The organism is Methanosarcina spelaei (genome assembly GCF_002287235.1).
GTDB lineage: Archaea > Halobacteriota > Methanosarcinia > Methanosarcinales > Methanosarcinaceae > Methanosarcina > Methanosarcina spelaei.
In genome coordinates this window covers 1-25,886 of the sequence record NZ_LMVP01000246.1, presented here as the reverse complement: position 1 = coordinate 25,886, position 25,886 = coordinate 1, and the positions used below count along the sequence as shown (strand labels likewise).

Genomic DNA, 25,886 nt, shown 5'->3' with positions numbered 1-25,886 from the left:
TTCACTTCGCCAGTTTTGTTATCATATTAGTAATTCCCTGTAACGAATCAAAATTTTCCGGTGTCAGCATATCTTCAGGAATCTCTATAGAATATTTCTCACAGATATAGTCCATAAGTTCAAGTAATCCAATGGAATCTATAATGCCATTTTGAGTGAGAGAATCATTGTCCTTCAAACTACTGCCATTGTCCATGAAAGAATTAGCTTTTAAATAATCTACAATGTCATTCTTTATTTGTTCCATCTATATTTCCCCCAAAGTTTTCGTTCAGTGGACCAATAATCATAAATAATGCATTTCTGCTCATAATGACGTGAGTCCTCAGTGATAATTACGTAATCCAACTATATAAATAATTTGAGCCACTTATTGGCTGACAAAAGCCCTATTTAAGACGAAATATGAGTGAAAATCGATTGCATGCATTCTGATGTATTATATGATTTAATTTCTTTTCCATGAAAAAATATATATTCAGTATATTATCCGACAATCGGGGATTCATACGTGTACGAATCAGCCTGAATAAAACAGAAATAGATGCATAGCTTTAAACTTCAGATTTCATCGAAAATCTTCAGTCCCAATCACATTCGATTTTTTGAAGACGATTTATAATGGTGACGTACGATCCCTGAGAAGTAACGATAGAGATTAAGTATTTGTTGTCCAAAACGTAAGTTGAATAGTTAACACTATTGAGATCCAGTTCCTTATTAAAAACAAGATGCATCTTTTTATTTGAAAACTTGGAATAAGCTTCTTTTAAAGTCCATATTTTTAAAAGATCGGTTTCGCCTGTAATTTTGTCCACAAGTGAAATTTTCTTATGGAAGTTTTTAAAAGTACTTTTAAGAGCTAGTTTTCTAGCAAGTTCAATATCAATACCAACATCAACCTTTGAGATTGCAAGGACTGCAAGGCTTTCGGTATACGATATACAAATGCGTAGTTCATTGTGATTAAGGACGCAGACCTTCCCACATTCGTTTTTGTATGTGGATATTTCAGAGGCTGATTGCTCATTAGCAATCTTGCATATTATGTGTTTTAAAACCGTTCTGGAGACAATATATCTTTTCTTAAAGTAACTTGTCTGCAACCTCTCGAGATATTTCAATTCTATCTTGCTGAGGTAACTTGTACTGAATGTGTCATAGTTATCCAGGTCAACAAGAAAAACAAGAATATCACTCTGTTGCCACAGGTAAGGTACATATTCAAGAGAAACGGGAAAAGGCAATTTTAAGTACTCTTTGCACATGCAGTCCACTTACATATTTTATGTCTAGTATATATTCCATGCTTTTTATTATTGGAAACTTGCTGAGCAAGGGTATGAAAGCCGGATCAAGAAAAATTCCTGCCTTACCTAACCTTTTATGGGAATAATCTCAAAAGTTGCAGATATCAGGCTCAGTTGTAGTGTTTCCACTTTCGATGTGATGTATCTTTGTCGTTTAGCTCAGATTTATAGCTAAGTTTCGTATATACTACTCCTACTTCTTTAACATACTTTATAATTCTCAAACTTTCTTAAACATTGAGATCGGAGAATTTTAACTTATGAATAACGTGGATTGTTTATCGTCATTGACAGTATGCTGAAACTTATGTGTTGGTATTAAATTATAATTTATATTAATAATTAAAAAAAGCAATCCTAAAATATATAAACGATAAGGATATAGGGTATTCGTTTCTTAGCGCCTCTACTTAGAGGTCGCATACTTTTTATAACTAAAAGAATAGTGAGCAATATAATGCTAAAGCAACATAATTCAATCATTAACTGAGGTGTCCGAAACTGCAAACTGCGGAAGAAAGGGTAAGAGCGAGATTGATTAAGTATCTCGGCAGGGATGAAAACGGGATACGCAAGGTTGTGCTCAATCTCTTCCTGACCGGAGACAAGTTCACCACCGGTGAAGTTTACGATTACCTGGATAAAGGAAATTTTGAGGTAAGCTACCGGGGAGTGTCGGCTATGGTCGGGCTTATGAACACAAGGCTTGGAATTCTGAGCATAAATGTTACTGGAGATCACAACGTCTATTCCCTGAAAGAAAGTTATAAAAACATTGTTGGCTCTGTGCTTGAAAACTACTGAGCCACTCTTCTTGCTATCTGTTTTTGGGTAAAAATTTTGAAGTTGCTTATTGATTCTGCTAAAGCAGCGAAAAAAACGGAGTGATTAAAGACTTTGAATCTTGCTTCGAGGTACTCTGATTTACTTCAAGTAAAAACTGGGAACATTGGAGAGCTAAATACTTCCAAAATTTAGCTCGATAAGCGAGATATAGCGCATACAGTTTTTATTTCTAATAGAATCTCAGTCTAATAACTACTACCAGAACTCAGTTTTATTCTTAATATAAAAATCATCATATAAGAATCATCAGGAGTATTTTTATGATCGCAAGTTAGATTGGCCATTTAAGATATGAGATATAAAGACGCTTTAAAATGTGAAATATAGAGACGCTTTAAAATATGAAATATAGAGACGCTTTAAATGAAGTATAAAGACGCAAGTTTTCAGTTTTAAGACGCAAGTTTTCAGTTTTTTAATAATTCTTGTATATGTTATTGATATCGTGGTATTTTTCATTCGAATTTTTTTACCCGTTCTTTGTTCATATATTTTTTATATATGAATTTTGAATATATTTTGTTGTTTATTATGTTAATTGTTGTATTCGGAGTGTTCTTAATAGTTAAAAACATATGCATAAGACTTTCTCTACATTTTCCTTAAATAAGATGGATATAATTGTTTTTTCAGAATTAATCATTGAACTAATTCCAAAATTCAAAATTACTTCTCTGAACGTCAGATCTCGATTTTCTGATCCCGAAAATAGTTTTGAGGTTTTTATTACTTTGAGGGTAAAATGTTTTCTAGATGGACTCAACAGATAGGATTTTTAAGCAGAAGAGATATTAACATCCTGGACAACAGAGATATTAAGCTCTATTGAGAATTTACGCGGATATTTCTTACATCTGGATATTTTCAGGAGGAAAATTCATTAAAAAATTAAATATTTTGCCTAAGAGCATGGGAATCTTTCGGGCGGGACTCCGTTTTTTGAAAAACCGTATCTTTAGTATATTTTATCACGAGTATGAGCGAAGACTCCAGATAAAGATTTTAAATTCAGAAATTCCGCATCACATAGCTGTGATTATGGATGGGAACCGCAGGTATGCGGGGCAGCTGGGAAAGGATCGAAGTTTCGGGCATGCAATGGGGGGAGAAGTTATAGAAAAGGTAATTGAGTGGTGTTATGAGATCGGGGTAAAGCAGCTTACTCTCTATGCTTTTTCTACGGAAAATTTTCGGCGCTCTGAAGAGGAAGTCGACGGTCTCTTCAACCTCATTAACGACAAATTCCTGAAACTTTACTCTGATTCAAGGACATATGAAAAAGAGACACAGGTTCGTGTCATAGGAGATAGGTCAAAATTACCTTCTTTTCTTAATGAGTCAATTGAAAAAATAGAGAAAGCTACGGAAAATTATGGGAAGTTTTATCTGAATGTTGCCATTGCCTATGGAGGCAGGCAGGATATTATTCAGGCCGTCCGCGACATTGCAGGCTGTATTTCCAGCGGGAAACTCTCTCTTGGGGAAGTGAACGAGAGTCTCATTTCAAAACATCTTTATCCTGCCCCAGGGGTCTCTGTTCCAAATGTGGATCTTGTCATACGCACCGGTGGAGATGAAAGGATTTCAAATTTCCTTTCCTGGCAGGCTAACGGAAGTGAATGTGCAGCTTACTTCTGTGCTCCCTTCTGGCCAGAATTCCGAAAAATCGATCTTCTCCGCTCAATCAGGGTATATCAAGCCAGAAAAGCCGAAAAAAAGCAGGAGCAATCATATAGAGTCTTAAAAGTTGTAAATTTCCTGGAAGTAGGAGCGTGTGAGGAAAAAGGTGAAGAGATTGGACAACTTCAGTCAATTAAAAAGCAAGGAATCTCCTGAAATACTTAGCAAATTGTAGATTTATGGAAAATGCCCGAAACAGTGCTTCGTCGTTTAAATAACTTTTTCTAAACTAAAATGCGGGAACCTAAAATGAAACGAATATCCACGTTTCACAATTTTCCCGCCAATATTGCTTCTAAAACAGCCTTTCTTACCTGTTTATATATAAAAATAATCTCTCAGAATACCGATATATTGATATTCAGGAGACGAATATCTAAAGTGGGGAAATTTGCTGTACTTAATTTTTCATTTAAAAGCTTAGCGAGAGCTTAAAAGATATCATTGTATTGGGGATAAATTAAATCCACTCCAGAGTTGGTCATTCATTTAGAATGAAATCTATGGAGATCGGTGTTTAGATCAGGGGAGTTAGAATGGATATTATTAGCGAGTTAAATCTGCAATCCTATAAGACTTATTTTCAGAGAGCCTGGAAATCGGGACATACCAGATATGTAAATTTGGGGCAAGGCCATCCTTTGTACTTGTTAAAATTACCGGAAACTAAGATCATCAGAGACATGGAAACTGCGATTTCATCTCTTTCGGGTGTGCAGGCAGAAATAGCTATCAGGACCCTAAGGAAAGAAATAGGAATAACCAAAGTCCTTAAAGGCAGAATGTTTGCCTGGCAAGAAATAAATATCTGAAGAGGCTGGAGGGATTTTACTGGGAGAAAATTATAAAAAACCTAACCGCCTGATAAATGAAAAGAGTCCGTATCTCCTCCAGCATGCGTATAATCCTGTGGACTGGTACCCATGGGGAGAAGAAGCTTTTGAGAAAGCCAAAAAAGAAAACAAACCTATTTTTCTGTCAATTGGATATTCCACCTGCCACTGGTGTCACGTAATGGCACATGAGTCTTTTGAGGATGAAGAGGTAGCAAGACTCATGAACAGGGCTTTTGTTTGCATAAAAGTAGACCGGGAAGAAAGACCTGATATTGACAATGTTTACATGACGGTCTGCCAGGTTATTCTTGGAAGAGGCGGCTGGCCTCTTAATATTATTATGACCCCAAATATGAAGCCTTTTTTTGCAGGAACCTATATCCCCAAAAATTCCCGTTTTAGCCAGACAGGGATGCTCGAACTCGTACCCAGAATAGAGGAAATTTGGGACAGGCAGCATGAAGAAGTCCTTGAGTCAGCTGAAAAAATCACGTCTACTATACAGAATATGATCTCAGAGTCAGCAGGAGAGAGTATAGGGGAATCAATATTGCAGGAGGCTTATGAAGAACTACTGATGTCTTTTGATAATGAATACGGAGGTTTTGAAAGAGCTCCCAAATTTCCAACTCCACATAAAATTTTATTTTTACTTCGCTATTGGAGGCGCAGTGGAAACCCTGAAGCTCTTCATATGGTCGAGTATTCTCTGGAAAATATGTACAGGGGTGGAATTTACGACCACCTCGGTTCGGGTTTTCACCGTTACTCAACAGATAATATGTGGATTGTTCCCCATTTTGAAAAGATGTTATATGATCAGGCTCTTACTGCAACTGCATACACAGAAATTTACCAAGTTACCGGCAAGAAACTGTATAAAGAAGCAGCAGAGGGAATTCTTGACTATGTGTTAAGAGACCTGACATCTCAAGAAGGTGGATTTTATTGTGGGGAAGATGCTGATGTTGAAGGAGAGGAAGGAAAGTACTATCTATGGACTTTAGAAGAAGTCCAAAGGATTCTTAGTCCTGAGGAGTCCGAACTGATAACAAAAGTATTTAATTTCAGTGAAGGAGGTAACTTTGAAGAAGAAATAAGAGGTAAAAAAATATGTACTAACATTTTTTATATGTCTCGTTCTCTCGAAGCCTTAGCTGCCGAACTGAATATTCCTGTTGACGAAGTTGAGAGTCGGATAAAAATAGCTAAAGAAAAACTCCTATCAGCTCGAAACAAACGTGAAAGACCTGCAAAGGACGACAAGATTCTAACTGATTGGAACGGACTCATGATTGCGGCTTTTGCAAAAGGTTTCCAGACCTTTGGTGAGGAGAAGTACCTGAAAGCCGCCGAAAAAGCCGCCGACTTAATCCTCCGGAGACTCTACAGTCCCAATAGACGACTGCTTCACCGATATCGAGACGGGAAATCCGGCATCTCCGGAAATGCCGACGACTATGCATTCCTGATCCATGGACTTATCGAGCTTTACGAGGCTGGATTTAAACTGAAATATCTTAAAGCAGCCCTTTGTCTTAATAGAGAATTTCTCGAGCACTTCTGGGACCCCGTTCAGGGGGGTTTCTTCTTTACTGCTGATGACAGTGAATCACTTATTTTCAGAAAAAAAGAGTTTACGGACGCAGCCATACCCTCAGGAAATTCTATTGAGATGCTGAATCTTCTTAGACTTTCCAGAATTACTGCAGATTCGGAGCTGGAAGACAGAGCTCAAGGGTTGGAACGCGCTTTTTCAAAACTCGTCAGAAAAATGCCCTCGGGGTATACGCAGTTTTTGTCAGCGCTTGACTTTGGCCTGGGTCCGGCTTATCAAGTGGTAATTTCCGGAAAGCACGAGTCTCCGGACACTGGACACATGCTTGATGAACTCTGGACTTACTTCGTTCCTAATAAAGTGCTGATTTTCAGACCTGAAGGAAAGGATCCTGAAATTACAAAGCTGGCAAAATATACGAAAGAACAGGTTCCTATCGAGGGAAAAGCTACTGCGTACGTTTGCCAGAACTATCAATGTCAGCTTCCTACTACTGAGGTCAATGAGATGTTAAGATTGTTGAACATATGATTATAATTAAAACTGAAGATTTTAGTCAAATGAGCTATTAAATTTAAAGTGGAGAAATGGAAAATGAAAGAATACACACTTGAAGAACTCGCAGAGTATAACGGTAAAAATGGCAAGCTTTATGTTGCCTATCAGGGCCAGGTCTATGATGTATCAGACAGTTACTTATGGGAAGGTGGTATCCACCAGGGACTACATGATGCAGGAAAAGACCTTACCGAAGAAATGGACGAAGCACCTCATGGGCCTGAAATATTTAAGGATTTTCCTGTTATTGGGACTTTGAAAGAGTAAAGTGGTTTGGACTGGATAAACATATCTGGATTGGAAATATGTCATTGAGTTGTTTGTCTCAAATGTATAAAACTATCACATCAAAAGGTGTCACATCAAAACTGTCACATCAAAAATTGTCACATTATGAAAACTTAGACTGATGTGTTATGTGTAAAAATATTTTTACACATAACTTTCAGGGCTGCATTAAGTATAATTGATATAAATCCATTCTTTTTTCCATGTTAATAGGACTCACAGGTACACCGGGAACTGGAAAAACCTCAGTAAGTAAGTTTCTTGAGAGTAAAAGGCACTGGAAAGTAATCCACCTTAATGAAGTGATCAAAGAAGAGCATCTCTACACCGAGATCGATGAGGAAAGGGATGCGGTTATTGCGGATATGGAACTTGTCAGGCAGCGTCTTGAGGAGATTATTGGTGGAAAGGAAAATGAGGTAATAATTCTTGAGAGTCATCTTGCCCATTACATCGCAGATATCGTGATTATACTCAGGGCATACCCTCCTGAATTGAAAATGAGGCTGAAAGCACGCGGCTATTCGGAAGAGAAAATAAGAGAAAATATTGAGGCCGAAGCTCTCGATGTGATCCTGGTTGAAGCCTTTGAATGGTGTAAGAAAGTTTTTGAGATAAACACGACAGGAAAGAGCATTGAAGAGACAGAACAGCACATAGAAAAAATAATAGATCATATTTTAAGCGGCAGCGAAGAAGAGTTGTCGGAGTATAAACCCGGATCAATTGATTGGATTGATCTTGTTCCTTAACTATTGTGAATTAAAAAGGTAATGAAATTGGTAAGGGATATGGGGATTGGATCCCCGGAAGATTAAAACTTCCTTTTCCCTTAAATTACTGCGTTACACCAATCAGGATAACTACCTGATGGCATTTTTAGCAGGTAGCACATTTGAGTTTCAGTTTAACGGTTGCACAATCGGTTCTTCCATCCGTACCTTTTACACAGTAGTTGAAAGTGTCCGTGCAAGAACATTTTTTATAACAACACGTTGATGGTGCTTTGTAGCAGAATTTACCGTTACTATACATTGTTACTTTACCACCCAGTTTGGTAGTAATAGTCTTTGTAGTTATAACTTTAAGGTTACATCCTTTATCGTTTTTCAGTACAGTGTTTAAGCAATAAGTAACTTTTGGACATTTTTTGAGGTTGATACTATAAGAATCATTTATTGCATCTGTTTTTGTTTTACAACTTTTACTGCACGCTGCTCCTGTCATTGACAGGACAAAGAAAACTAACGTGAAAATACATACTGTCTTAAACATAGTCTTTCTCATTTTATATCCTCCATAGTGTACACTCAACCACAAAAATTTTAAAAGCTATTGGTTTTTAAATCCGATTTTCACTGGCAATGAAAATATACTCTTCCGGATTAAACCCCCCGATTTATCAGGAGATATATTTTCATATGATTGAGTGAATTTTCTACGTTATTTCTCACCAAACAGTGTAAATTTAAACACATGTTTGTGTTTTTATGTACTCTAACTTCTTCGAAAACACAGGTTTATTTCAATGTGTTCATTAATTATATCGATTACAGCAATTAACCTGAGACGTCATTTGAAGGTTAAAAGTTGAAACACAGTATAACAAAAACACATAGAAAATGTCTCCCCAGTGTATCAAAAAGTTTCAAGAGTTCACATGTGAAAATAGTACTTTCTTTTATAAGAAATTTTCTCTTAGAGATAACTATTATTGTTAGTCGCGTCCACTTCTTTAAAAAATATTCAACTGTTATACCCTATACATAACAGAATAAAACACTTATTTGTAGATTAATTAGAAAACTCAGAACTAGTCTCACTCACAGACATATCTAAAAATTTCGGAATATCTTGTACTTAGACCCAGGTCACATTTTTAGAAAATTAAAAACAAACTAATGGTAAAGAAAATTATAAAAACAGAGGAAAATAGAATCAGTACCAAAACCTAGTGATGAATTTAAAGTTCAAAATCACTAGGTTTTGTAATTAGTCATAATCCTTGTGACATAACTTAAAAATTGAAGTCTTTAGATGTCGAATATTGATTTTGATGATAACTGGACTCTTCTTGCTAACTCAGGTCTTCAATTAAAAAATACGAAAATCACTGGATTTTGGAACAGAGTCGGAAAATATAATGAAGGCTGGAACAAAAACAGAGGAAAATATAATGAAGGCTGGAACAAGAGAAAAGAAAAATAAGAATAATGAAAAATAAAACGTAAAAAAAATAAGAATAATGAAAAATAAAACGTAAAGATAAATGAGAACAATGAGATATAAAACGTAAAGAAAAATAAAAGCAAGAAGCACTATATGTAAAAAAACAATAACTAAAGAAAAGCTATGTTGAGTGAAAAATATTTTTAAAATGGTTATACAACTAGCATAAAAGTAATCATTCTTATAGCGAAGAATTGTTATCGCTGGCAGAAACATTTTTCAGGCGATTTACTCCATCTATTTCCTTGATCACTTCAACGACTGACTTCGGAACAAGATGTTCCCATTTTTCCCCTGCGATCATTCGTCTCCGAATCTCCGTTCCTGAATATCTTTCCCGAATATAAAGAGGAGACTCTTTTACACAAAAACCGGCTTCCCGAAAGAGCTGAATTACCAGCGGATTATTTGAGTACACAACTTCAAAATTCGGTGTCCGGGATGCGACGTGATGGACCCAGATGGAGTTGTACCTGACGTCTTCAATAGGGAGAACATAGTGTCGGATAGGAAGATTTTCAAGTGCATTATACACCATTAGTACTCTTTCCCCTGCCGTAAATGGGTCAGTTGGTTCGTGACTTTTCTGGGCACTTCCTATGCCTACAACCAGTTCATCAACTTCTTCCGCAATCTGCTTAATTATAGCATGGTGTCCGAAGTGATACGGTTGAAAACGTCCAATATAAAAAGCTCGCACCATTCCGAATACCTCCAATCGCACTTGGTTATTTTTCTCAATATATTCTGGTTTCAGACAGTTTCACTACGGATTCCTGTCTCAAAGCTGAACTCTTTGCACACTTCTTTGAAATGTTCAGCGTTATTTTTGCGCTTCGTATCAATAAGCTTTCTTACAAGCTCAAGGCCAGGCTTGGGATCTTCCATGATCTCCATTTCTTCGCGGACCTTATCGAAGTACTCCTCTCCGATCTCTGTCCTTATAAAGACTGAGTTCCATCCGTCCGGAGCACCGACCGAGCCTACGGAAATATCGGCAAAGACTGAAGTGTAGTCACAGCAGTGATGGCAGGGGTTTCGGGCATATTTAGCTACGTCTTTGATAGGCACGGAGTGAACCTCACCGTCACTGGTATAGACCCAGAATTTACCTTTAGTGAACTCCATCTTCCTGACATCTTCAATCTTGACTTTCATAATCTCAGGGATTATTTTCTCAAGCATCACGTCGCGATGGAAACTTTCCATACATAGTAATCCGATGATAAGCACGATTTTTTCATTTATATTTTCCCGGATCAGTCTTGCAGAATGAGCCTGGCAGGGTACACCAACCACTGCAATTCTATCATATTTTTCAAAGGCTTCCCTGAGGGCTGCAACAACCGGGTCAGAAGTGTATTTGGTTCCTCTTGTCCTCTCAACATCTTCAGCATTAGTTAATAAAACTACTTTGGGTTCCCATTTTTCGTTTCGAGTGATTCCGATTGCGCAGTCGATTTTGCCCTGCTTGAAAAGAGATTTAAGGATACCACTGGTAACTCCTCCGTCCTGGCTTCCGGCATTTTCCTTTGATCTTGCGGCAAAAAACTTGCGCACATTTGCAAGCTCATTCTCGACGAAACCGTCTACTAATGGACAGACTCTACTGCAGGTTAAACAACCTTCACAGACCAGATACCCAGCTCCTTTTTCATACAGGCTCAGATCATTCGGATCACGGATTTCTGCCGCCTTCTTTACAGTTACAGCTCCGATAGGACATACGGCTTCGCATGCTCCACAGGCTGCGCATATGTCGTGTTCAATGACTTCTGCAATCTTTGGTGGCAATTCATTACCTCCAACACCTTGATATGCTTGCCTTACCGGCAAGACATTTTAAAAAATACAGAAGAAAAACAAAAAATTACTAGATGTAATAAAATTACATCTTTGCAATGATTTCTTTACCTATAAGCTTTATTGCTTTTTCTTTGTCAGGACCGATCGGAGATCCGGCAACAATCTGGGTAACTCCGATTGCTTCGAGGTCCCTGATTCTCTTCATGCAGTCTTCAGGAGTTCCGCAGATAGAAAATGCCTCGATCATCTGGGGAGTAACAAGTCCACTCATTAAAGCTCCGAAGTCTCCCTTGGCAATGGCTGCACCTATCTGGCTCTTTGCTTCGACAGGAATTCCATGGCGCTCGAGAACAAGATCAGGAGAACCTGCGACAATGAAAGCAACTACTACTTTTGCGGCATTGACCGCTTTTACGGGGTCCTTGTCAATTGAGAAACAAGCGTATGCTGTAACATCAACTTCGCTCGGATCACGACCGGCTTTTTCTGCCCCTTTCTTAATCTGTTCGACAGCAACTTCAAAATCCTTCGGATGGGAAGCATTAATAAGGACACCGTCTGCGATCTCACCTGCAAGTTCAAGCATCTTGGGGCCCTGAGCACCCATGTATATGGGTACATTTCCGGCTTTGAAAGCGAGCTTAGCACCTGCGAACTTGATCATTTCTCCATCCATGGAGACCTTCTGTCCTGAAATGAAGCCTCTGATTGCCTGAATTGCTTCTTTGGTGGTTGCAAGAGGCTTTTCCCATGCAATACCCATGGCATCGAAGGTTGCTTTGTCTCCGGGTCCAAGGCCGAGAACTGCCCTACCACCTGATATCTCAGCAATTGAAGCAATGCTGGATGCAGTAATTGCGGGATTTCTAGTGTAGGAGTTTGTAACACCGGAACCGATCTTAATACTGTTAGTGTTCAGGGCAAGAACGGTAAGAGTGGAGTATACATCACGGTTGTTATAATGGTCAGTGATCCAGACATTGTCGAATCCCTGCTGTTCTGAGAGCTTTGCGTAATATGCGATCTTTAAGGCGGGATCGCTCGGCACAAATTCAATTCCGAACTTCATCTCAAGTTACTCCTATTACTGTATATTAGTTAAATGGGTCCGTTTTTTGTCCCCAAATTATTTTCTTTTAATAATAATTAATATCCGTTATAATAGACATTAATTATAACCTTATATGATTCACATAACAGTATTTAAGAATCTATATATATTTAACTGTATTAAACAAGTTATATAATAATTATCGTATTTAAATAATTTACTTGTTCTTTTTCATAGCAGACTATTCAAATCTGGATTACACAGAAAACATGATCATATCAAGATTTACATAGTTATACTGAGAAATCAATTGCAGTAACCATCCTAATTAAAATCTTACTTCTAAAAGATTATGAATTTAATACTATTTATTTATATTTCAAGTGCGTAAATCCCAATACCTTAAAAACCTTTTTCAGAAATTGGCACTTGAACTTCAGTTTTAAACTGTATTGACTTGGACCATAAGATAGGAATTAGGATATGCTGGGTTTTTTTCAAAGAAATAATCTTTCGAACTGGCAAAAGGTTTATATTGGAAAATGGCATACGGCGAAAACTCTAAAACTCTATAACTATCGGGCGAATATTGAATGTAGATATAAAAGCAAGAATTTGTGCATATCAAAGAAAATAAACTTGAAGAGTGGTGTAGCGATTTTTCGAGATGTTCAATTTTACATAAAAAATTCGGGGAAAGTGCTAAAGAAAAGTCATTAAAACACAACAAAATTTATACTCTACTTAAAAACATTGAAAAAAATGTAAATAATTCTTCTTTTACGCTTTCATCTTAAAAATATAAAGCAGTGAAGTCGTTACTCTACCTTACTTATTATACTTCACGATAATACAATTTTACGTTACTACAATACTTTACTGCAATATTTGTTTTGTTTTGTTTTGTTTTCTTTTATTTTATTTTATTTTATCTTATTTTAACATGTAGATATTGCCAGAATCAGACCACACCATAACGTTGCCGGATATAGCTGGGGTTTGTGAGGTGTTGCCAGATGTTAACTGTTTACTCTTTCCGGTATCTATCTCGTATATATATAAATCACCTGAGTCTATATTTGCAAGGTTGTTGTGCTTCAAGTACACAATCTTGTTGCCGTCCGTATCAGTTGAACCACCAGTATCATATCCAGTTTTGTCATTACCTGTTGTAACTTCTGTTTGTTGTCCGGTAGTAATATCATACATGCGGATATTGCCAAGTCGGTTGTAAAAATCCGACCATATCACTTTGTCGCCGTAAGCATGTGAAAACATATTATCACCATACTGGCTGACATCTATTGCTTTTTTAGTAGTAATGTTATATACGTAAATTTGTGGAGTGTCCTCGGTAGAATAAGAGTCATATGAGATCATATTAGCATAAATGTCAGGATTGTCTCCATCTGCTATTTTAGTCTGCGTGGATGTAGATATGTCATGCATGTAAACATAGGAATTTGCACTCCATACTATCCTGCTGCCGTAAATAGCAGGAATGCTACTTTTGTCTACATTCTGTGTGATGTAAGTTTTTGAGGCTGTTGAAATATCATATACCGTAAGCCTGGGGATTTCACTGCTCTCATCATGCCAAACTAACTTGTCTCCTGAAATCGCTGGATGAGATGCTGCGGAAGAGTTAACTGCAGTTTCTTTTTTGGTCGTCAGGTCATAAACATGAATAACACCATTATTTGTCCAGGTTACTTTACCATCATCAATAGCAGGCTCAGATCCACTACCTATTTTTGTAAATTGTTCAGCTGAAGCCACTGTTGATATCAGAATCAAAAATATAAGGACTAACGTTATCGAAAATAATTTCCTTTTCATTTTTACCCCACCGTATCCGTTAGCAAAGTCCTAAACTCTTCTGAGTTTATTATAACAGCACAATTCATACAATTTTAATTTATATTTAGTAGTTTGATCTACCTATTAACTTATAATTACTTATTAACTTATAATATTAGTTATTATATAAATAAAAGGACTATATAACATAACTAAAAAAGTAGAATGAACTCTAATTTTACCTGCATATAAGTACTCATTAGGTTTTACTACTTTTTGTTTTAGTAACGGAGGGCTAGAAGCTTGTGTTTTTACAAACTGTACCCTTCGATATAGTGCTAAATGAGAAGAAGTTGAACTTGTTATATATTGAGCCTATCCCAAAACTCAAAATTTACTTTTCTGTATCTCGTATTTTAAGCGGCTAATTGAGTTTATGACTACGACCAATCCTTAATATTTCTGAGATTTGAGAACAAAAATAAGTTTTGGGATGGGCTCATTATTTATTATAGAGCCTATCCCAAAAGCCATTTAGTTCTTAATCATCAAGAATTTTCAGGATTGTTGTCATGATCAGAAACTTGAGTGATCATTCAAAATACAGGATTCAGAGAAGCAATTTTTAGTTTTGGGATCAGCTCATATGGTATAATAACAAAGCAATAAACTGCTATATGAGGTCATGAATTTGTTTATAATAACAATAATTTGTTTATAACAACAGTAATTTGTTTATAATAACAGCAATTTGTTTATAACAACAGTAATTTGTTTATAATAACAGCAATTTGTTTATAATAACAGCAATTTGTTTATAATAACAGCATCAACTAAACCAATACGGACTAAGTCGATACTCTGATAGGCTCTAAGTCAATATCAACTAAGTTAATCAATAAGTCAACATCGAAATCGATTTAATATTTTGGCCTCTATTCCGAATCTTCTTTTTTAAATTAGACAAAGGTCATTTTATTATTTAATTTGACAATTAGTTAAGTTCCTTTTATAACATTTTACTTCTCTGTTCCTTAAAAACCTGAAATATTCTGATATAATTATACACTGTATCGATTTCTTTAATATAATACCAAAAATATTTTATAATAGGATCACATAACCAGGGATGTCAACTCAGAAATTCAATAATGATGAATCAAACCTTTTTAATAAGGAGAGTTGATCTGACTAAAGGCCGTACTAGATAAATAGATGATATTGACCGGAGCTATTATCCTGTGGTCAGTAGCAGTTTTAATTTGTAGAAGCTGAAACTTCTAGTTTCCGGCCACTTCCAATGACTAATCCCTATACGTTATTGGAGAGTGGATACTCTGTGTGCAACGTGTCCGCCCCACTAAATCGCAGAGAACCGAATTGGATAGGTTCGAAAAATATTACGCAGACGTAATAAGAATCTGAATACCCGTATAGAGCCGACCTGATCAGGAAATTCCATTCTGGAATTTAAAATCCCTACCTGATTAGATTAGTTCGGAAAAGTAAGTATTACGAGTACGTAATATGGAATTTTGAGAATATTTGGGAAAGAAGTACTTTACCGTATGTTTTTTGATTCTACTTAAATCCCTATAAAAGATCCAACCCAAAGGTGATACGATGCAAAAAAGACGACTAGGAACCCTACTCCTGGTAGCATGCCTTATTTTAACAGCTATTCCGGCTGCGTTAGGCGCTCAGAGTACAAAGGTAGTAACTGTTGCAGGAGACGGAAGTGGAGACTACAATTGTGATGGAAAAGCCGATGATGTCCAGATCAACCAGGCTCTTGAATTTGCTGCACAGAATCCGGGCACAACTGTCCACCTTAAAGGCCCGTTCACATATGATATAAGCGATTCTCTTCGGATAGGCAGCAATACCGTTCTTGAAGGAGATTCCGGTACAAAGATTAAGCTTGCCAAAGGACTACCAGTCTGGGGTGGGCGTGAAAGCAGTATTTCAGAAAAGAAAGCCATGCTTATGGTTAGAGGCAGTTCTGCAAGCAGTGTTACAATAAAAAACATAGTTGTTGATGGTAGCCAGTCCGACTATTATTCCGGTGTCAGGCTCGGAACCTCCTGTTATAACATGGCAACTATAGTAAACTGCAACGGATTAACAATTCAAGATGTTACGTTCCAGAACGGATGTAATGACGCCATGCTTATCTCAAAGTCAAGCAATGTAATGATAGACTCCGTAACTGTAAACAAATGCGGACACGATGGTATATACGCATATCACGTAAACGGCATTACAGTTAAGAATTGTAACTTTATTAACAGGACTAACTCATCCGTTCGTTTCGATTCCGTTACCGACGGGGTCATGAAAGACAATGAATGTACTACATCCGGCGGTGGATACGCAGGCCTGGAATTACAGGGAACTCTTAAAAACATAGAAGCTTCCGGTAACTATTTCCATGACTTATCTGCTCCTGCAGTAGTGCACTTAAATACAAACGAAACCGGTGTAAATATCCACGATAACAGAATTGAAAACTGTGGATAAGATATCTTCTTAATTGGAAAATTCTCAGTTCATCAACTGAGATTCAATCCAATTTATTTTCTTACAATAAAATCAGAATTAATGTAAAATCAGAATTAATGTAAAATCAGAATTAATGTAAAATCAGGTTAAACATTGGCTGTTTCCTGTGAACTTCTGGACTTCTATAGCCTTGTACAAAGATATCTGGCTTTTTTACATCTGGATTAACAGTAACTTCTTTTAATGCTTTTCTTTGTTTGAAATCATTTATTTTGTTTGAACTGACTGTCTTGTTTGGAGTCATCTGTTTTTGTTTCAAACAGCATAACATCTATTTTTATTTTCTTGAGTGCCGGTGTCTCCGAATGAGTACTTCAAGGTATCTTATTATCTGTTTTCTGAGTTATATAGGCCGGCTTCTCAATAACATTTAGATAAACTTTTCGGTGAAAATACTTTCTGTTTTATTCTGAAATAATTTCGCTTATACTTATTTGGTATGGTAATTTTTCTTGAAAAAGGAAAAATACAATCCTCGGAGCCGTAACAATTTGCTTATTCCATTATCTGATAGCGTTTACAGAAGATCTAATCTATAAAGGAAAAGTTAGAGAATTGAGGCATAAAACTATTCAGGCATAAAATTATTTGCCCGAACGGCATACAAACATATAGATATATTTGCTTATATACATAATTTTACTTGTAATTCGGAGGGGACATGCAAGAAACCGAAGCCAAAACGATACGGATACTAGGAATATCTGGAAGTCCCAGAAATATGGCAACTGATTTTCTGGTCCGGGAAGCGCTAAAGATTGCAGAGGAAAAATATGGCGCAGAAACCGATTACTTTTCCGCAAAAGGGAAAAAGCTGAACTTTTGCATTCATTGCGACTTCTGTATACGAACAAAGGAAGGCTGCATTCATAAGGATGATATTTCGGCTGAACTTTACGACAAAATGATCTGGGCAGATGCCTGGATTATTGGAACTCCGGTTTATCAGGGAACATTGAGCGCTCAGACCAAAACAATAATGGATAGATGCAGGGCTATAGTTGCCAAAAACCCAAAGGTTTTTTTGAACAAAGTCGGAATGGGTATTGCAGACGGAGGAGACAGGGTAGGTGGACAGGAACCCGCAATCCAGACAATCCTGAACTTTTATGTGATCAACGAAATGATACCTGTGGGGGGAGGCTCTTTTGGAGCTAACCTGGGTGGGACATTCTGGTCAAAGGATAAAGGGGCAGAAGGAGTCTCTGAAGATTCCGAAGGCATGAGGAGCCTTAGAAGAACTTTAAAAAAACTTGTCCAGACAACCCGACTTGTAAAAAATGCTTCTTCAGGAACGGAATACAAATCCCAGCCGTCTGAAATGCAAAAAGAAGAAGGCAAATAATGTAAAAAATATGGAAAATTGGATTTTCAGGATTCAGGTTAATCGGGAAGAGAAATAATTTCATGATTTGTCAGAACATTTAAGGAGGAGTTATTTTGGTAGAACCATTAAATAAGAATATTAAGCGAATAGCATGGGGAATAACAGGTTCGGGAGACCAGATGATTGAAACCTACAGCATTCTGGTGGACATTAAGAGCCGAACAAATGTTGAGACAATGGTTTTTCTCTCTAAAGAGGGTGAGACCGTTATGAAATGGTATCATCTATGGGACAAAATCCAGAATGATTTCCCTAATTTCAAAGTCGATGCAGGCCCTAACTCTCCTTTCATTGCAGGTCCGTTGCAGATGGGATACTATGACTTTTTATTGATAGCCCCGGCGACTGCCAATACCGTGGCAAAAATTGTGTATGGGATTGCAGATACTCTTGTTACAAACGCAGTTTCTCAGACTGGAAAAGGACAAACACCTATTTTCATCCTGCCAGTAGACCAGAAAAGAGGAAGTGTAAAAACCTCTGCACCTAGTGGCAGAGCCTTTGAACTTAATATGCGTGAAGTAGATGTTCAAAACTCGGAAAAACTTGCACAGATGGAAAATATCACGGTGCTTAAAAGTCCCTACGAGATTTATGACATATTCGGGCTTGAGCGACCTACTGAAGATATAATCCTGAAAGTGAAAGAACGAAAAAAGAAGAAAACTAAAGAGGAAATCGGGAAGCTCTAAGGTGGAGATATCTGAAAAGAGAAGAGATAAGAGGGGGTAAAAAGTTTGAGAAGTACATATCAAAGTGTAGTAGATGAAGTAAAAAATCTTAACGGAATTGAAGAAGCCATTGCTCTGGCAATCGAGAGGGAAAAAGAGGCAAGAGACTTCTACCTGAGTAAAGCCGCTGTAATGGACAGGCCGAAGTTTAAGGAGCTCTATGAGTATCTGGCAAACGAAGAGGTAAAACATCTTGGCTACCTTGAAAGATATCGAGATAAAAATGAGCTACCTGTAACCAGTACGGAAATCCCTAGTGGTCAGTCTTTCACTCCTGAGTTTGATATAGGTCGCACAAAAGGTGGAGAAATTACACTTGGAGACGCGGGCATCCTTGTTGCAGCTCTGAGGCACGAGAGAAAAAGTGAGGACTTCTATTCGGAAGTCGCAAAAAGAGTTGATGACGAGAATTTGAAAAATTTCTTCGAGATGCTTGCAAGCTTTGAAAGAGGCCATTACGAGTTAATTGACCAGTTGCTGGAAGACATTACCAGATTCCGGATGCAGACCTGAGAACATGGACAAGCTTTAGTATATGGGTTGAAACAAATATGGAGTTCTCGAACTCTCCAGTAGATCTGCCAGATAAGGGCAATCGACTGGAACGTCGAGAGCTTTCGTGGGTTTACTACTCCCTGAAAGGTTATATGAAAAATTACAACTGAAATAAAAAACCTGGAGAGCATCTTGCAGCTGCTGCAAAAAAGTATTAATGATTCTTTTATTCCATTCCCGGCTTTCCGTTTAATATTTATTCATTTGTATTCGGTTAAGATACGATCTGTAAGAAATGTATTACTTTTGATGTGTTTTTCTGTAAACCTATAAAGTAAATCGTGATGAACAGATAATTGAAGTAGTCATATTATGGTTAACAGATTTCTTAACCGAATACAAATGAATATTTATTTTGTTCCAACCTCCTATTTGGCATTTTTCCTATTAGCATTCTTCATTTTTTGAAAGCCATCATGAAAGGTTTTCAGCCTCATTGGCCTTAGAGCCTGATATTTTTTGCCTGACGTTCTGCAAGAAATACTTTCACTCTGCTAGGCTGAGATTAATAAGTACTGATGTAGTTTTTAGGAATAGAGGTGAATAAAATGGAGGAAATATTCAAAGGATTGATTGAGCGTGCTCAGTATTATGAGCAGTTTGAAAGTTACAGGAACATAAATTTTTCAGTACACTTTGGGGAAACGCCTGTACTTAAACTAAAGGCTTCAGTAACAGGCATATAAGATAGGATTTATTGATTGTCAGCCTGAAAGCAACTCAATTCACATAATGAGCTGTAAATTAAAAAGCTGCAAATTAAAAAGCTGCAAATTAAAGAGCTGCAAATTAAAGAGCTGCAAATTAAAGAGCTGCAAATTAAAAACTGCGAATCAAAATGATGTAAAACCTCTAAAGAACTGGAACGTTGAAAAGTAAGTTTCAAAATAAGTCATTGGAGTAAATCTCAAAAACAGATTGAATAAGTAAATCTCAAGAACAGACCAACTGAGATGCAAACTTCAGAAAAAATCATAAATCAGAATAAACTCTAACGAAAATTAAAGGCGGAAAGAAACTTACTTTTCAACCGGTTCCATTTAAACCTGTAAGTTCTGTTCCAATTCCATATAGCAAATTTTGAAGTCAATATACAACTGTTTTTGAAACCACCTGCCGCTCAAATGGCAAATATCTATAAATGTGAGTGATAAATATTATGTATTAAAGAAAATCCATATGAACGAGTTTTTTGAAGAAATGATCTAAAGAGCCTAATGCTATGATCAGCTCGAATTTTTTAAAGAATATAAACAAACTTTTCAGAAAAACCAGGTGACGAATAAAAAGTTTGGAAGGAAAAATAGTTTATGGGGAAATCCAACAAAATAACTAAGAATCAAGCACAAAATACGAAGTAGTCAAAATACGAAGTAGTCTACAAAGTAGTCAAAGTACAAAGTACAAAGTAGTCAAAGTACAAAGTAGTCAAAGTACAAAGTAGTCAAAGTACAAAGTAGTCAAAATATAAAGCAGGAACTAACGAAAATTTAAACAGAAAAGGCTTCTTGAAACTGAATGTTACCTTTTTAAATCTTTTAAAATTTGCTGTAGCTACTATATTTTTCTGTCTTTCTTAGTACGAGTCAACCACAAAATATCATATAAAATCAATTGTAATCATTCGGAATGTTGAATCCTTGACAGTTGACTCGACATTACTTTTGTTTGATGTATTATTCTTTAACAAGTATTACTCTAGCCGGAGCTCCATCCGTGTCTATACGAAGAGGCAGACCTATGAATGTATATTCCCCTTCAGGAATGCCGGCGAGGTTGAGCCCTAAGAATAAAGTTGTGTTATTTATAAGCAGTTCACGGACCTCATCGTCCCCTTCAGGTTTTTTAATACTTAGGTAATCAAATCCCAGGGTTTTAACTCCGGCATTAACGAGGTATTCAGCTGCGTCTATTCTAAGGTATATATAATTCTCAAGAAATTTTACGTACCCAAGGGCTGAGTTTCTTGTCTTGAGAAGCACTATCTCTTCAGGCCCGATTTCAAACTCTTCAAGGTCCTGCCTGTGAATTTCACTTTCTACAAGTGTGAGATCAAAAACCCTGCACTTTCCATAAAAATGATCAAGAGGCAGGTCAGCAGCACTTTCTCTACCATTCCGAAGATGCAGCCTGGACTCTACGTGAGTACCTGTATGGCTCCCCATAGTCAGAATAGACTCGTTTACCTTATCCCTGGAGACAGAGGAATACCTCTTAATAGAAGGTCCAGGCTTTCCAGGATGTATAACCATCTCTTCCGTAATAGGCAATGAAACATCGAAAAATTGACGCAGAATGAACCCCCCATTCATCCGTTAGCGATATATCTGAATTTAAGTGCAGTCATTTTTGATAAAAATATAACTGCGCCTTATTATAGAAAAGGGTTTAAAACATTAAAAACTCTCCTCTGGCAGGAAACTGATCCATCCTGCCCGATTGAGCTGCGTTACCAGGTTGAACTATACTATGTTTTCAGATATTTTTCCTCACATATTCCGCAACCGCATTTCCAACTTCTATTGTGCTGGCAGTTCCTCCCAGGTCAGGAGTGATAATTTTCTTTTGAAGCACATGGGTTATTGCTTCATCGATAACTTGAGATCGAGGCTCTCCCATCCATTCCAGGAGCATCTTTACACTGAGGATTGCGGCAAGCGGGTTTGCAATGCCCTTTCCGGCGATATCGGGTGCACTTCCGTGCACAGGTTCGAAGAAGGCATATTTATCCCCGATATTGGCACTTGGGACAAGACCGAGACTTCCTACAAGGGCTGCACACATATCGCTCAAAATGTCTCCGAAGAGGTTTGTTGTAACTACAATGTCATACCTTTCAGGGTGCATCATAAGGTTGTAAGCCATTGAGTCAACCAGCATATCTTCATATTCCACGCTGTTAGCACTGGCAGTTTGCCTGCAGACATCGAGAAAAAGCTTATCGGATTTCAGGACATTGGATTTATGGACGATGGTCAGCTTGTTCTTTCTTTTCTTTGCAAGCTTACAAGCATATTCTGCAATCCGCTCGGAACTTCTCCGAGTGACGACTCTTTTCGTCCATGAAATATCTGACCCAATTTCCTCAATTCCCGAATATAGTCCTTCGGTGTTTTCCCTGACAATAATAAAATCGAAATCATTTCTCCCGGTGACTCCTATTATGCAGGGTAGAGGTTTTACAGGCCTGACATTAGCATACAGATCCAGTTCCTTTCGGATGGTTAAGAGCACACTTTTGCAGTTTGGGTCAGGCACAGTGGTAACTGCCCCAAAAAGGACAGCATCACATCCTTTTATGATTTCCAGATCATCACTTGATATTGCAGTCCCTGTTCTTTCCCATTGAGTATAGCCAAGCTCCAGGGGCACTTTTTCAAACTCAAGCCCGAAAGCGTCAAGGACTTTGACAGCTACAGGGATTACCTCCCTGCCTATCCCATCACCTTCGATTACAGCTAATTTCATATTAACTGCATCTATAGTTTGTGTATATGAATCTGGCGTAACTTTTTGAGATCTTAAGGACCTGTCAGATCCATAACAGATGCTCGGCAAGGATTTTTCCACCAATGCCTATGAGGATAATCCCTCCGATAATCTCGATTTCGTGCTCAAAAAAATGACCTATTCTGTATCCCAGGACTGCTCCGCAGAAGGACATGGAAAAGGTTACACAGCCTATTATAATCACAGGTTCAAGAATAGGAGTATTGAGAAAAGCAAAGCTAATTCCCACAGCAAGGGCATCTATACTTGTAGCAACTGCGAGCACCAGAAGCGTAGAATAATTGAGGGAATTTACTTTCTCATCCGGATCTTCGTAAAGAGCCTCATAAATCATTTTGCCTCCGATAAAGGCCAGAAGCCCAAAAGCAATCCAGGGAGCATATTTTGATACAAAGCCGCTCACTGCACTTCCTCCAAGCCAGCCAAGTACGGGCATGAAAGCCTGAAATCCTCCAAAAAAGAAAGCAAGTTTAAGTGCATCCTTTAAATGAAAAGGCCGTATCGTAGTACTGCTGGACATGGAAACTGCAAATGCATCCATTGAAAGCCCGAGCCCTAAAAGGAAGTTAGTCAGGAAAGACATTAGGTGAACTCCAGTTCCGTTTTATAAACAGGTTTTGTCGAGATAATTAAGAGTATTTCGATAAACTCAATTTCTTAGTAAATTGTTTGTATACTAAATGTAAAGGACTCGCCAAAATTTGATGTTTCTCGAAATTCTCTAAAGTCTTTTGTATATGATTTAGGAATAATTAGAATTTTAACATACGGTTTAGGAATCATTAGAGCTTTTATACATGCCAACATTTAAGACTTGAGGTCCTCAAAATGTCTATGTATATGGTTATTATTTGTTGACTGTATATGGTTATTATTTGTTGACCCAATAATCTACAATCAGATTTAAAACTATGTCTTCTATAAAGGTCACCGATGGAAAATGCTTTTTTGAAAGGAAAGGGATAATAAGATCTCTTCAAACTCCAGGCAGAATAAACTCAAAAGGTCTGTATAATACAGTTAAAACGGACAATGTTTAAATAAAATTACGGTGTTTAATTTTATCCTTTTCCTCAAAAACTGTCTTTGTTGTGATGCTTTCACTTTGTTGGATACTTTCACTTTGTACATACTTCAGTTTTGCTCATACATAATTAGCATGGTTCTAACCACGTTTCAATTAAATAACTGCCCACATCTTATTTTGCTCATACTTTAATTTCAGACTTTTCCTCAGTCACTGTCTTTGTTTTATTTCCCGATATTCCTGCCCTCACTTTTCTATATGCGGTATACTTACCGTTGCCTTCATAGAAAATTGCATATTTATACTGACTTTCTTCAAAAAATTTAAATCCTTTTCTGTAAAACGCCGGATATTTTACAATACGCAGCGGTTCAAGCGAGTAACGCTGGTATATATTGTTGTCTGCGAGAGTTTTAACCCAATCAGGTATCATGTTCACCTGTTGATACTTCTCATGAATATTATGCCCGATGATTGTGTTATAGGCGAGTGAAGCCTTTATCGCAATCGTTACAAACAAGAACTTCATCAAGAAAACCCCAGCAACAAATCCAACAATCCATGCAGTTATGAGTAAAATCATATTATTACCCCCCAGATTTAATACTGCTTTATAATCTGCTGCCCGTCTCCGATTATCTAAAGTAACTTTATTTCGGTATCTCTCCCCAAATCCCCTTAATTTGTGAGTGTCGCTGGCAGGTCGATCCTTTAAAACTATGTCTCTTATAGATAATAGAGTTTTCTAATAAATAGAAAAGTCATATATTATATAATCAAGTTTACTAAACCTGGGAAGAGATTCACTCAAGTTTAACGTATTTTAGCTCATTACAGAGAGAAAAGCAAAAGCTGAGAGAAACTTGAAATTGAAGCCGATAATCAGAAAAAAGCATTAGCTGGGGAGTTTGAATTTAGGGAAAGTTTTGATTTAATATAAAAAACAGTGATTGTAGAAAATACCAGAAAAACAGACTTTTGAAGAAAAAATGTAAGATTACTCATTCTTTCTCAATCTGTTTACAAGTTTTCGGATAGCTTCAGCAACCTGGTACTCCGATGCTCCCCAGTGGACTACAGCCCCATCAAAACCCGAAATATTTACAAGCCCTGAATTCTCAGACCTGCAGCAGCGAGTAATAAAGGATTTTGAGGGTACAACTATTTCGGACTTGAAAGGACAGATGTTTATAAAGGAATACTCAAGTTCAGGAAAACGCATCTCAAAAAGTGTCTTTGAAATTTCACATCCTACAAGTAAATGTCCGTTTTCCGTGAGCACATCCGAGTCCAGGCATTTGCCTTTCAGTCCAGACGCGCTGCATGGAAAAACGGTGTTTTTTCCTTCAAAACGTCTTAAATCGATTACTTTTTCAGTAAACCTGACCTGGAGATCCCCGAAAATTCCACTGGCTTCGAGCCTTCTTACAACAAGGGAAAGCCAGGAGGGATAAGGGGGAGCAACGTCAAGGATTTCTAACTCAAGAATGTTTGCAAGATCGGGAACGTGAACAAATGTGACGTGTTTATCCATACCTGTAAAAATTACCGTGTTCACTTTGCCGGTACAGAGTTTTTCTGCAGTCTCGATCAGAAGTGTACGATCTTTTATATTCAACTCTCTGTCATATTTTACCACCTCTTCTCCTGAGGCTATTGTTTCGAGAGATTCAACTTTTCTGAGCAATCCTTCTCCGTTTTTTCTCACGTAATAGACTGCGTATTCGCAGCCGCCTGTCTGAGGACTTTCCTTTTCTGTAATCAGGTAGTCAGTCAGGAAATAGATAGGTTCCTCAGTGTCCGAGCAGACGGATTTTGTTACACCCACATGCTTATATTCATCAGGAAAAATCATAGTTATCGATTGTTTTGGATGATTTTTTTGAAATATCGATTCTGAGTTTATTTTTCTTATTTTTCTTGTTCTTCTTATTTTTCTTGTTCTTCTTATTTTTCGTCTTATTTTTCGTCTTATTTTTCTTGTTCTTCTTATTTTTCGTCTTATTTTTCTTCTTATTTTTCTTCTTATTTTTCATATTCTTCTTACTTTAGTTGTTTAGGAGTTACGCAGTTGGCTTTTACCACATTGTTTTTAGCAACTCCACAAATATATGAATTAATTTAATGTGTATATGGGATTATTTAAATATGC

Annotated in this window: 26 protein-coding genes; 12 read left to right on the top strand and 14 right to left on the bottom strand. The window is 37.2% G+C overall.

What is annotated here, in order from left to right:
- Window position 1: 1 nt before the first annotated feature.
- Together ASJ81_RS12220 and ASJ81_RS12215 are read right to left on the bottom strand one after the other, a co-directional pair.
- The gene (locus tag ASJ81_RS12220; RefSeq protein ID WP_048109004.1) at window positions 2–247 is read right to left on the bottom strand and encodes an acyl carrier protein; all 246 of its coding nucleotides are present in this window, start codon (window positions 245–247) and stop codon (window positions 2–4) included.
- 334 nt (window positions 248–581) lie between these two features.
- Complete coding sequence (locus ASJ81_RS12215; RefSeq protein ID WP_095644678.1) at window positions 582–1,268, bottom strand: 4'-phosphopantetheinyl transferase family protein; 687 nt, start codon at window positions 1,266–1,268, stop codon at window positions 582–584.
- 576 nt (window positions 1,269–1,844) lie between these two features.
- Between ASJ81_RS12215 and ASJ81_RS12210 the strand changes: the two genes are divergently transcribed.
- The 6 genes from ASJ81_RS12210 to ASJ81_RS12185 all read left to right on the top strand — a co-directional run bounded on the left by ASJ81_RS12210 (window position 1,845) and on the right by ASJ81_RS12185 (window position 7,828).
- Entirely contained in the window at window positions 1,845–2,114 is a 270-nt protein-coding gene (locus ASJ81_RS12210) for a DUF2551 domain-containing protein (RefSeq protein ID WP_048109002.1), read from the top strand.
- Window positions 2,115–3,095: 981 nt separating this feature from the next.
- Complete coding sequence (uppS, locus tag ASJ81_RS12205) at window positions 3,096–3,992, top strand: polyprenyl diphosphate synthase (protein ID WP_170943299.1); 897 nt, start codon at window positions 3,096–3,098, stop codon at window positions 3,990–3,992.
- Between the two features lie 380 nt (window positions 3,993–4,372).
- Window positions 4,373–4,648: a hypothetical protein gene (locus tag ASJ81_RS12200; protein ID WP_095644677.1), complete on the top strand. Its 276-nt coding sequence runs from the start codon at window positions 4,373–4,375 to the stop codon at window positions 4,646–4,648.
- Between the two features lie 97 nt (window positions 4,649–4,745).
- A complete protein-coding gene (locus tag ASJ81_RS12195) occupies window positions 4,746–6,761 on the top strand; it encodes a thioredoxin domain-containing protein (RefSeq protein ID WP_394339137.1) in 2,016 nt (671 codons plus the stop codon).
- Window positions 6,762–6,824: 63 nt separating this feature from the next.
- On the top strand, window positions 6,825–7,055 hold the full coding sequence (locus tag ASJ81_RS12190; protein WP_095644675.1) for a cytochrome b5 domain-containing protein: 231 nt from the start codon (window positions 6,825–6,827) through the stop codon (window positions 7,053–7,055).
- Window positions 7,056–7,279: 224 nt separating this feature from the next.
- Window positions 7,280–7,828, top strand: coding sequence for an adenylate kinase family protein (locus tag ASJ81_RS12185; protein WP_095644674.1), 549 nt, complete (start codon window positions 7,280–7,282; stop codon window positions 7,826–7,828).
- Between the two features lie 127 nt (window positions 7,829–7,955).
- Here ASJ81_RS12185 and ASJ81_RS12180 read toward each other — a convergent pair whose 3' ends face one another.
- Window positions 7,956–8,363 (bottom strand): hypothetical protein, encoded by a 408-nt coding sequence (locus tag ASJ81_RS12180; RefSeq protein WP_095644673.1) that lies wholly within the window; start codon window positions 8,361–8,363, stop codon window positions 7,956–7,958.
- 750 nt (window positions 8,364–9,113) lie between these two features.
- Here ASJ81_RS12180 and ASJ81_RS22825 point away from each other — a divergent pair.
- The gene (locus ASJ81_RS22825; protein WP_170943298.1) at window positions 9,114–9,284 is read left to right on the top strand and encodes a hypothetical protein; all 171 of its coding nucleotides are present in this window, start codon (window positions 9,114–9,116) and stop codon (window positions 9,282–9,284) included.
- A 202-nt stretch (window positions 9,285–9,486) separates the two neighbouring features.
- Here ASJ81_RS22825 and ASJ81_RS12175 read toward each other — a convergent pair whose 3' ends face one another.
- The 4 genes from ASJ81_RS12175 to ASJ81_RS12155 all read right to left on the bottom strand — a co-directional run bounded on the left by ASJ81_RS12175 (window position 9,487) and on the right by ASJ81_RS12155 (window position 14,001).
- Window positions 9,487–10,008: a nicotinamide-nucleotide adenylyltransferase gene (locus tag ASJ81_RS12175; RefSeq protein WP_048108998.1), complete on the bottom strand. Its 522-nt coding sequence runs from the start codon at window positions 10,006–10,008 to the stop codon at window positions 9,487–9,489.
- A 50-nt stretch (window positions 10,009–10,058) separates the two neighbouring features.
- On the bottom strand, window positions 10,059–11,099 hold the full coding sequence (gene fpoF, locus ASJ81_RS12170) for a F420H2 dehydrogenase subunit FpoF (RefSeq protein ID WP_095644672.1): 1,041 nt from the start codon (window positions 11,097–11,099) through the stop codon (window positions 10,059–10,061).
- Between the two features lie 94 nt (window positions 11,100–11,193).
- Window positions 11,194–12,180 carry a 5,10-methylenetetrahydromethanopterin reductase gene (gene mer / locus ASJ81_RS12165; RefSeq protein WP_095644671.1) on the bottom strand — a complete coding sequence of 329 codons (987 nt, stop codon included), beginning with the start codon at window positions 12,178–12,180 and terminating at the stop codon, window positions 11,194–11,196.
- A 915-nt stretch (window positions 12,181–13,095) separates the two neighbouring features.
- Window positions 13,096–14,001: a TolB family protein gene (locus ASJ81_RS12155; protein ID WP_095644669.1), complete on the bottom strand. Its 906-nt coding sequence runs from the start codon at window positions 13,999–14,001 to the stop codon at window positions 13,096–13,098.
- Window positions 14,002–15,585: 1,584 nt separating this feature from the next.
- Here ASJ81_RS12155 and ASJ81_RS12150 point away from each other — a divergent pair.
- Complete coding sequence (locus ASJ81_RS12150) at window positions 15,586–16,482, top strand: right-handed parallel beta-helix repeat-containing protein (RefSeq protein ID WP_095644668.1); 897 nt, start codon at window positions 15,586–15,588, stop codon at window positions 16,480–16,482.
- A gap of 112 nt (window positions 16,483–16,594) precedes the next feature.
- Here ASJ81_RS12150 and ASJ81_RS22820 read toward each other — a convergent pair whose 3' ends face one another.
- Window positions 16,595–16,783, bottom strand: coding sequence for a hypothetical protein (locus ASJ81_RS22820; RefSeq protein ID WP_170943297.1), 189 nt, complete (start codon window positions 16,781–16,783; stop codon window positions 16,595–16,597).
- A gap of 402 nt (window positions 16,784–17,185) precedes the next feature.
- On the opposite strand from ASJ81_RS22820, the gene ASJ81_RS12140 reads away from it, so the two are divergent.
- The 4 genes from ASJ81_RS12140 (at window position 17,186) to ASJ81_RS22815 (ending at window position 19,883) form a co-directional block, all read left to right on the top strand.
- A complete protein-coding gene (locus ASJ81_RS12140) occupies window positions 17,186–17,869 on the top strand; it encodes a flavodoxin family protein (protein ID WP_095644666.1) in 684 nt (227 codons plus the stop codon).
- 95 nt (window positions 17,870–17,964) lie between these two features.
- The gene (gene afpA / locus ASJ81_RS12135) at window positions 17,965–18,603 is read left to right on the top strand and encodes an archaeoflavoprotein AfpA (RefSeq protein ID WP_095644665.1); all 639 of its coding nucleotides are present in this window, start codon (window positions 17,965–17,967) and stop codon (window positions 18,601–18,603) included.
- 45 nt (window positions 18,604–18,648) lie between these two features.
- Window positions 18,649–19,155, top strand: coding sequence for a ferritin family protein (locus tag ASJ81_RS12130; protein WP_095644664.1), 507 nt, complete (start codon window positions 18,649–18,651; stop codon window positions 19,153–19,155).
- A gap of 590 nt (window positions 19,156–19,745) precedes the next feature.
- Window positions 19,746–19,883: a hypothetical protein gene (locus tag ASJ81_RS22815; RefSeq protein ID WP_170943296.1), complete on the top strand. Its 138-nt coding sequence runs from the start codon at window positions 19,746–19,748 to the stop codon at window positions 19,881–19,883.
- A gap of 990 nt (window positions 19,884–20,873) precedes the next feature.
- Here the strand turns inward: ASJ81_RS22815 and ASJ81_RS12125 are convergent.
- From ASJ81_RS12125 to ASJ81_RS23305, 6 genes are all read right to left on the bottom strand, one after another.
- Window positions 20,874–21,449: a cyclase family protein gene (locus tag ASJ81_RS12125; RefSeq protein ID WP_245860111.1), complete on the bottom strand. Its 576-nt coding sequence runs from the start codon at window positions 21,447–21,449 to the stop codon at window positions 20,874–20,876.
- A gap of 223 nt (window positions 21,450–21,672) precedes the next feature.
- Window positions 21,673–22,665, bottom strand: a complete 993-nt coding sequence (locus tag ASJ81_RS12120) for an isocitrate/isopropylmalate dehydrogenase family protein (protein WP_095644662.1) — start codon at window positions 22,663–22,665, stop codon at window positions 21,673–21,675.
- Between the two features lie 64 nt (window positions 22,666–22,729).
- The gene (locus ASJ81_RS12115) at window positions 22,730–23,290 is read right to left on the bottom strand and encodes a manganese efflux pump MntP (RefSeq protein ID WP_095644661.1); all 561 of its coding nucleotides are present in this window, start codon (window positions 23,288–23,290) and stop codon (window positions 22,730–22,732) included.
- 625 nt (window positions 23,291–23,915) lie between these two features.
- Window positions 23,916–24,317, bottom strand: a complete 402-nt coding sequence (locus ASJ81_RS12110) for a hypothetical protein (RefSeq protein WP_095644660.1) — start codon at window positions 24,315–24,317, stop codon at window positions 23,916–23,918.
- 414 nt (window positions 24,318–24,731) lie between these two features.
- Window positions 24,732–25,589 carry a DUF7714 family protein gene (locus ASJ81_RS12105; protein WP_095644659.1) on the bottom strand — a complete coding sequence of 286 codons (858 nt, stop codon included), beginning with the start codon at window positions 25,587–25,589 and terminating at the stop codon, window positions 24,732–24,734.
- Window positions 25,576–25,770 carry a hypothetical protein gene (locus ASJ81_RS23305; RefSeq protein WP_212556072.1) on the bottom strand — a complete coding sequence of 65 codons (195 nt, stop codon included), beginning with the start codon at window positions 25,768–25,770 and terminating at the stop codon, window positions 25,576–25,578. Before ASJ81_RS23305 ends, ASJ81_RS12105 begins: the two co-directional genes overlap by 14 nt.
- Window positions 25,771–25,886 lie beyond the last annotated feature (116 nt).

Coding starts and splice junctions, on each gene's coding strand:
- ASJ81_RS12215 (WP_095644678.1), bottom strand. CDS start 1,268: ATGTGCAAAGAGTACTTAAAATTGCCTTTTCCCGTTTCTCTTGAATAT.
- ASJ81_RS12120 (WP_095644662.1), bottom strand. CDS start 22,665: ATGAAATTAGCTGTAATCGAAGGTGATGGGATAGGCAGGGAGGTAATC.
- ASJ81_RS23305 (WP_212556072.1), bottom strand. CDS start 25,770: ATGAAAAATAAGAAGAAAAATAAGAAGAAAAATAAGACGAAAAATAAG.
- ASJ81_RS12115 (WP_095644661.1), bottom strand. CDS start 23,290: ATGTCTTTCCTGACTAACTTCCTTTTAGGGCTCGGGCTTTCAATGGAT.
- ASJ81_RS12200 (WP_095644677.1), top strand. CDS start 4,373: ATGGATATTATTAGCGAGTTAAATCTGCAATCCTATAAGACTTATTTT.
- ASJ81_RS12105 (WP_095644659.1), bottom strand. CDS start 25,589: ATGATTTTTCCTGATGAATATAAGCATGTGGGTGTAACAAAATCCGTC.
- ASJ81_RS22815 (WP_170943296.1), top strand. CDS start 19,746: ATGGAGGAAATATTCAAAGGATTGATTGAGCGTGCTCAGTATTATGAG.
- ASJ81_RS12125 (WP_245860111.1), bottom strand. CDS start 21,449: ATGGTTATACATCCTGGAAAGCCTGGACCTTCTATTAAGAGGTATTCC.
- ASJ81_RS12155 (WP_095644669.1), bottom strand. CDS start 14,001: ATGAAAAGGAAATTATTTTCGATAACGTTAGTCCTTATATTTTTGATT.
- ASJ81_RS12190 (WP_095644675.1), top strand. CDS start 6,825: ATGAAAGAATACACACTTGAAGAACTCGCAGAGTATAACGGTAAAAAT.
- ASJ81_RS12110 (WP_095644660.1), bottom strand. CDS start 24,317: ATGATTTTACTCATAACTGCATGGATTGTTGGATTTGTTGCTGGGGTT.
- ASJ81_RS12140 (WP_095644666.1), top strand. CDS start 17,186: ATGCAAGAAACCGAAGCCAAAACGATACGGATACTAGGAATATCTGGA.
- mer (WP_095644671.1), bottom strand. CDS start 12,180: ATGAAGTTCGGAATTGAATTTGTGCCGAGCGATCCCGCCTTAAAGATC.
- ASJ81_RS12175 (WP_048108998.1), bottom strand. CDS start 10,008: ATGGTGCGAGCTTTTTATATTGGACGTTTTCAACCGTATCACTTCGGA.
- ASJ81_RS12150 (WP_095644668.1), top strand. CDS start 15,586: ATGCAAAAAAGACGACTAGGAACCCTACTCCTGGTAGCATGCCTTATT.
- ASJ81_RS22825 (WP_170943298.1), top strand. CDS start 9,114: ATGTCGAATATTGATTTTGATGATAACTGGACTCTTCTTGCTAACTCA.
- ASJ81_RS12185 (WP_095644674.1), top strand. CDS start 7,280: ATGTTAATAGGACTCACAGGTACACCGGGAACTGGAAAAACCTCAGTA.
- ASJ81_RS12180 (WP_095644673.1), bottom strand. CDS start 8,363: ATGAGAAAGACTATGTTTAAGACAGTATGTATTTTCACGTTAGTTTTC.
- ASJ81_RS12220 (WP_048109004.1), bottom strand. CDS start 247: ATGGAACAAATAAAGAATGACATTGTAGATTATTTAAAAGCTAATTCT.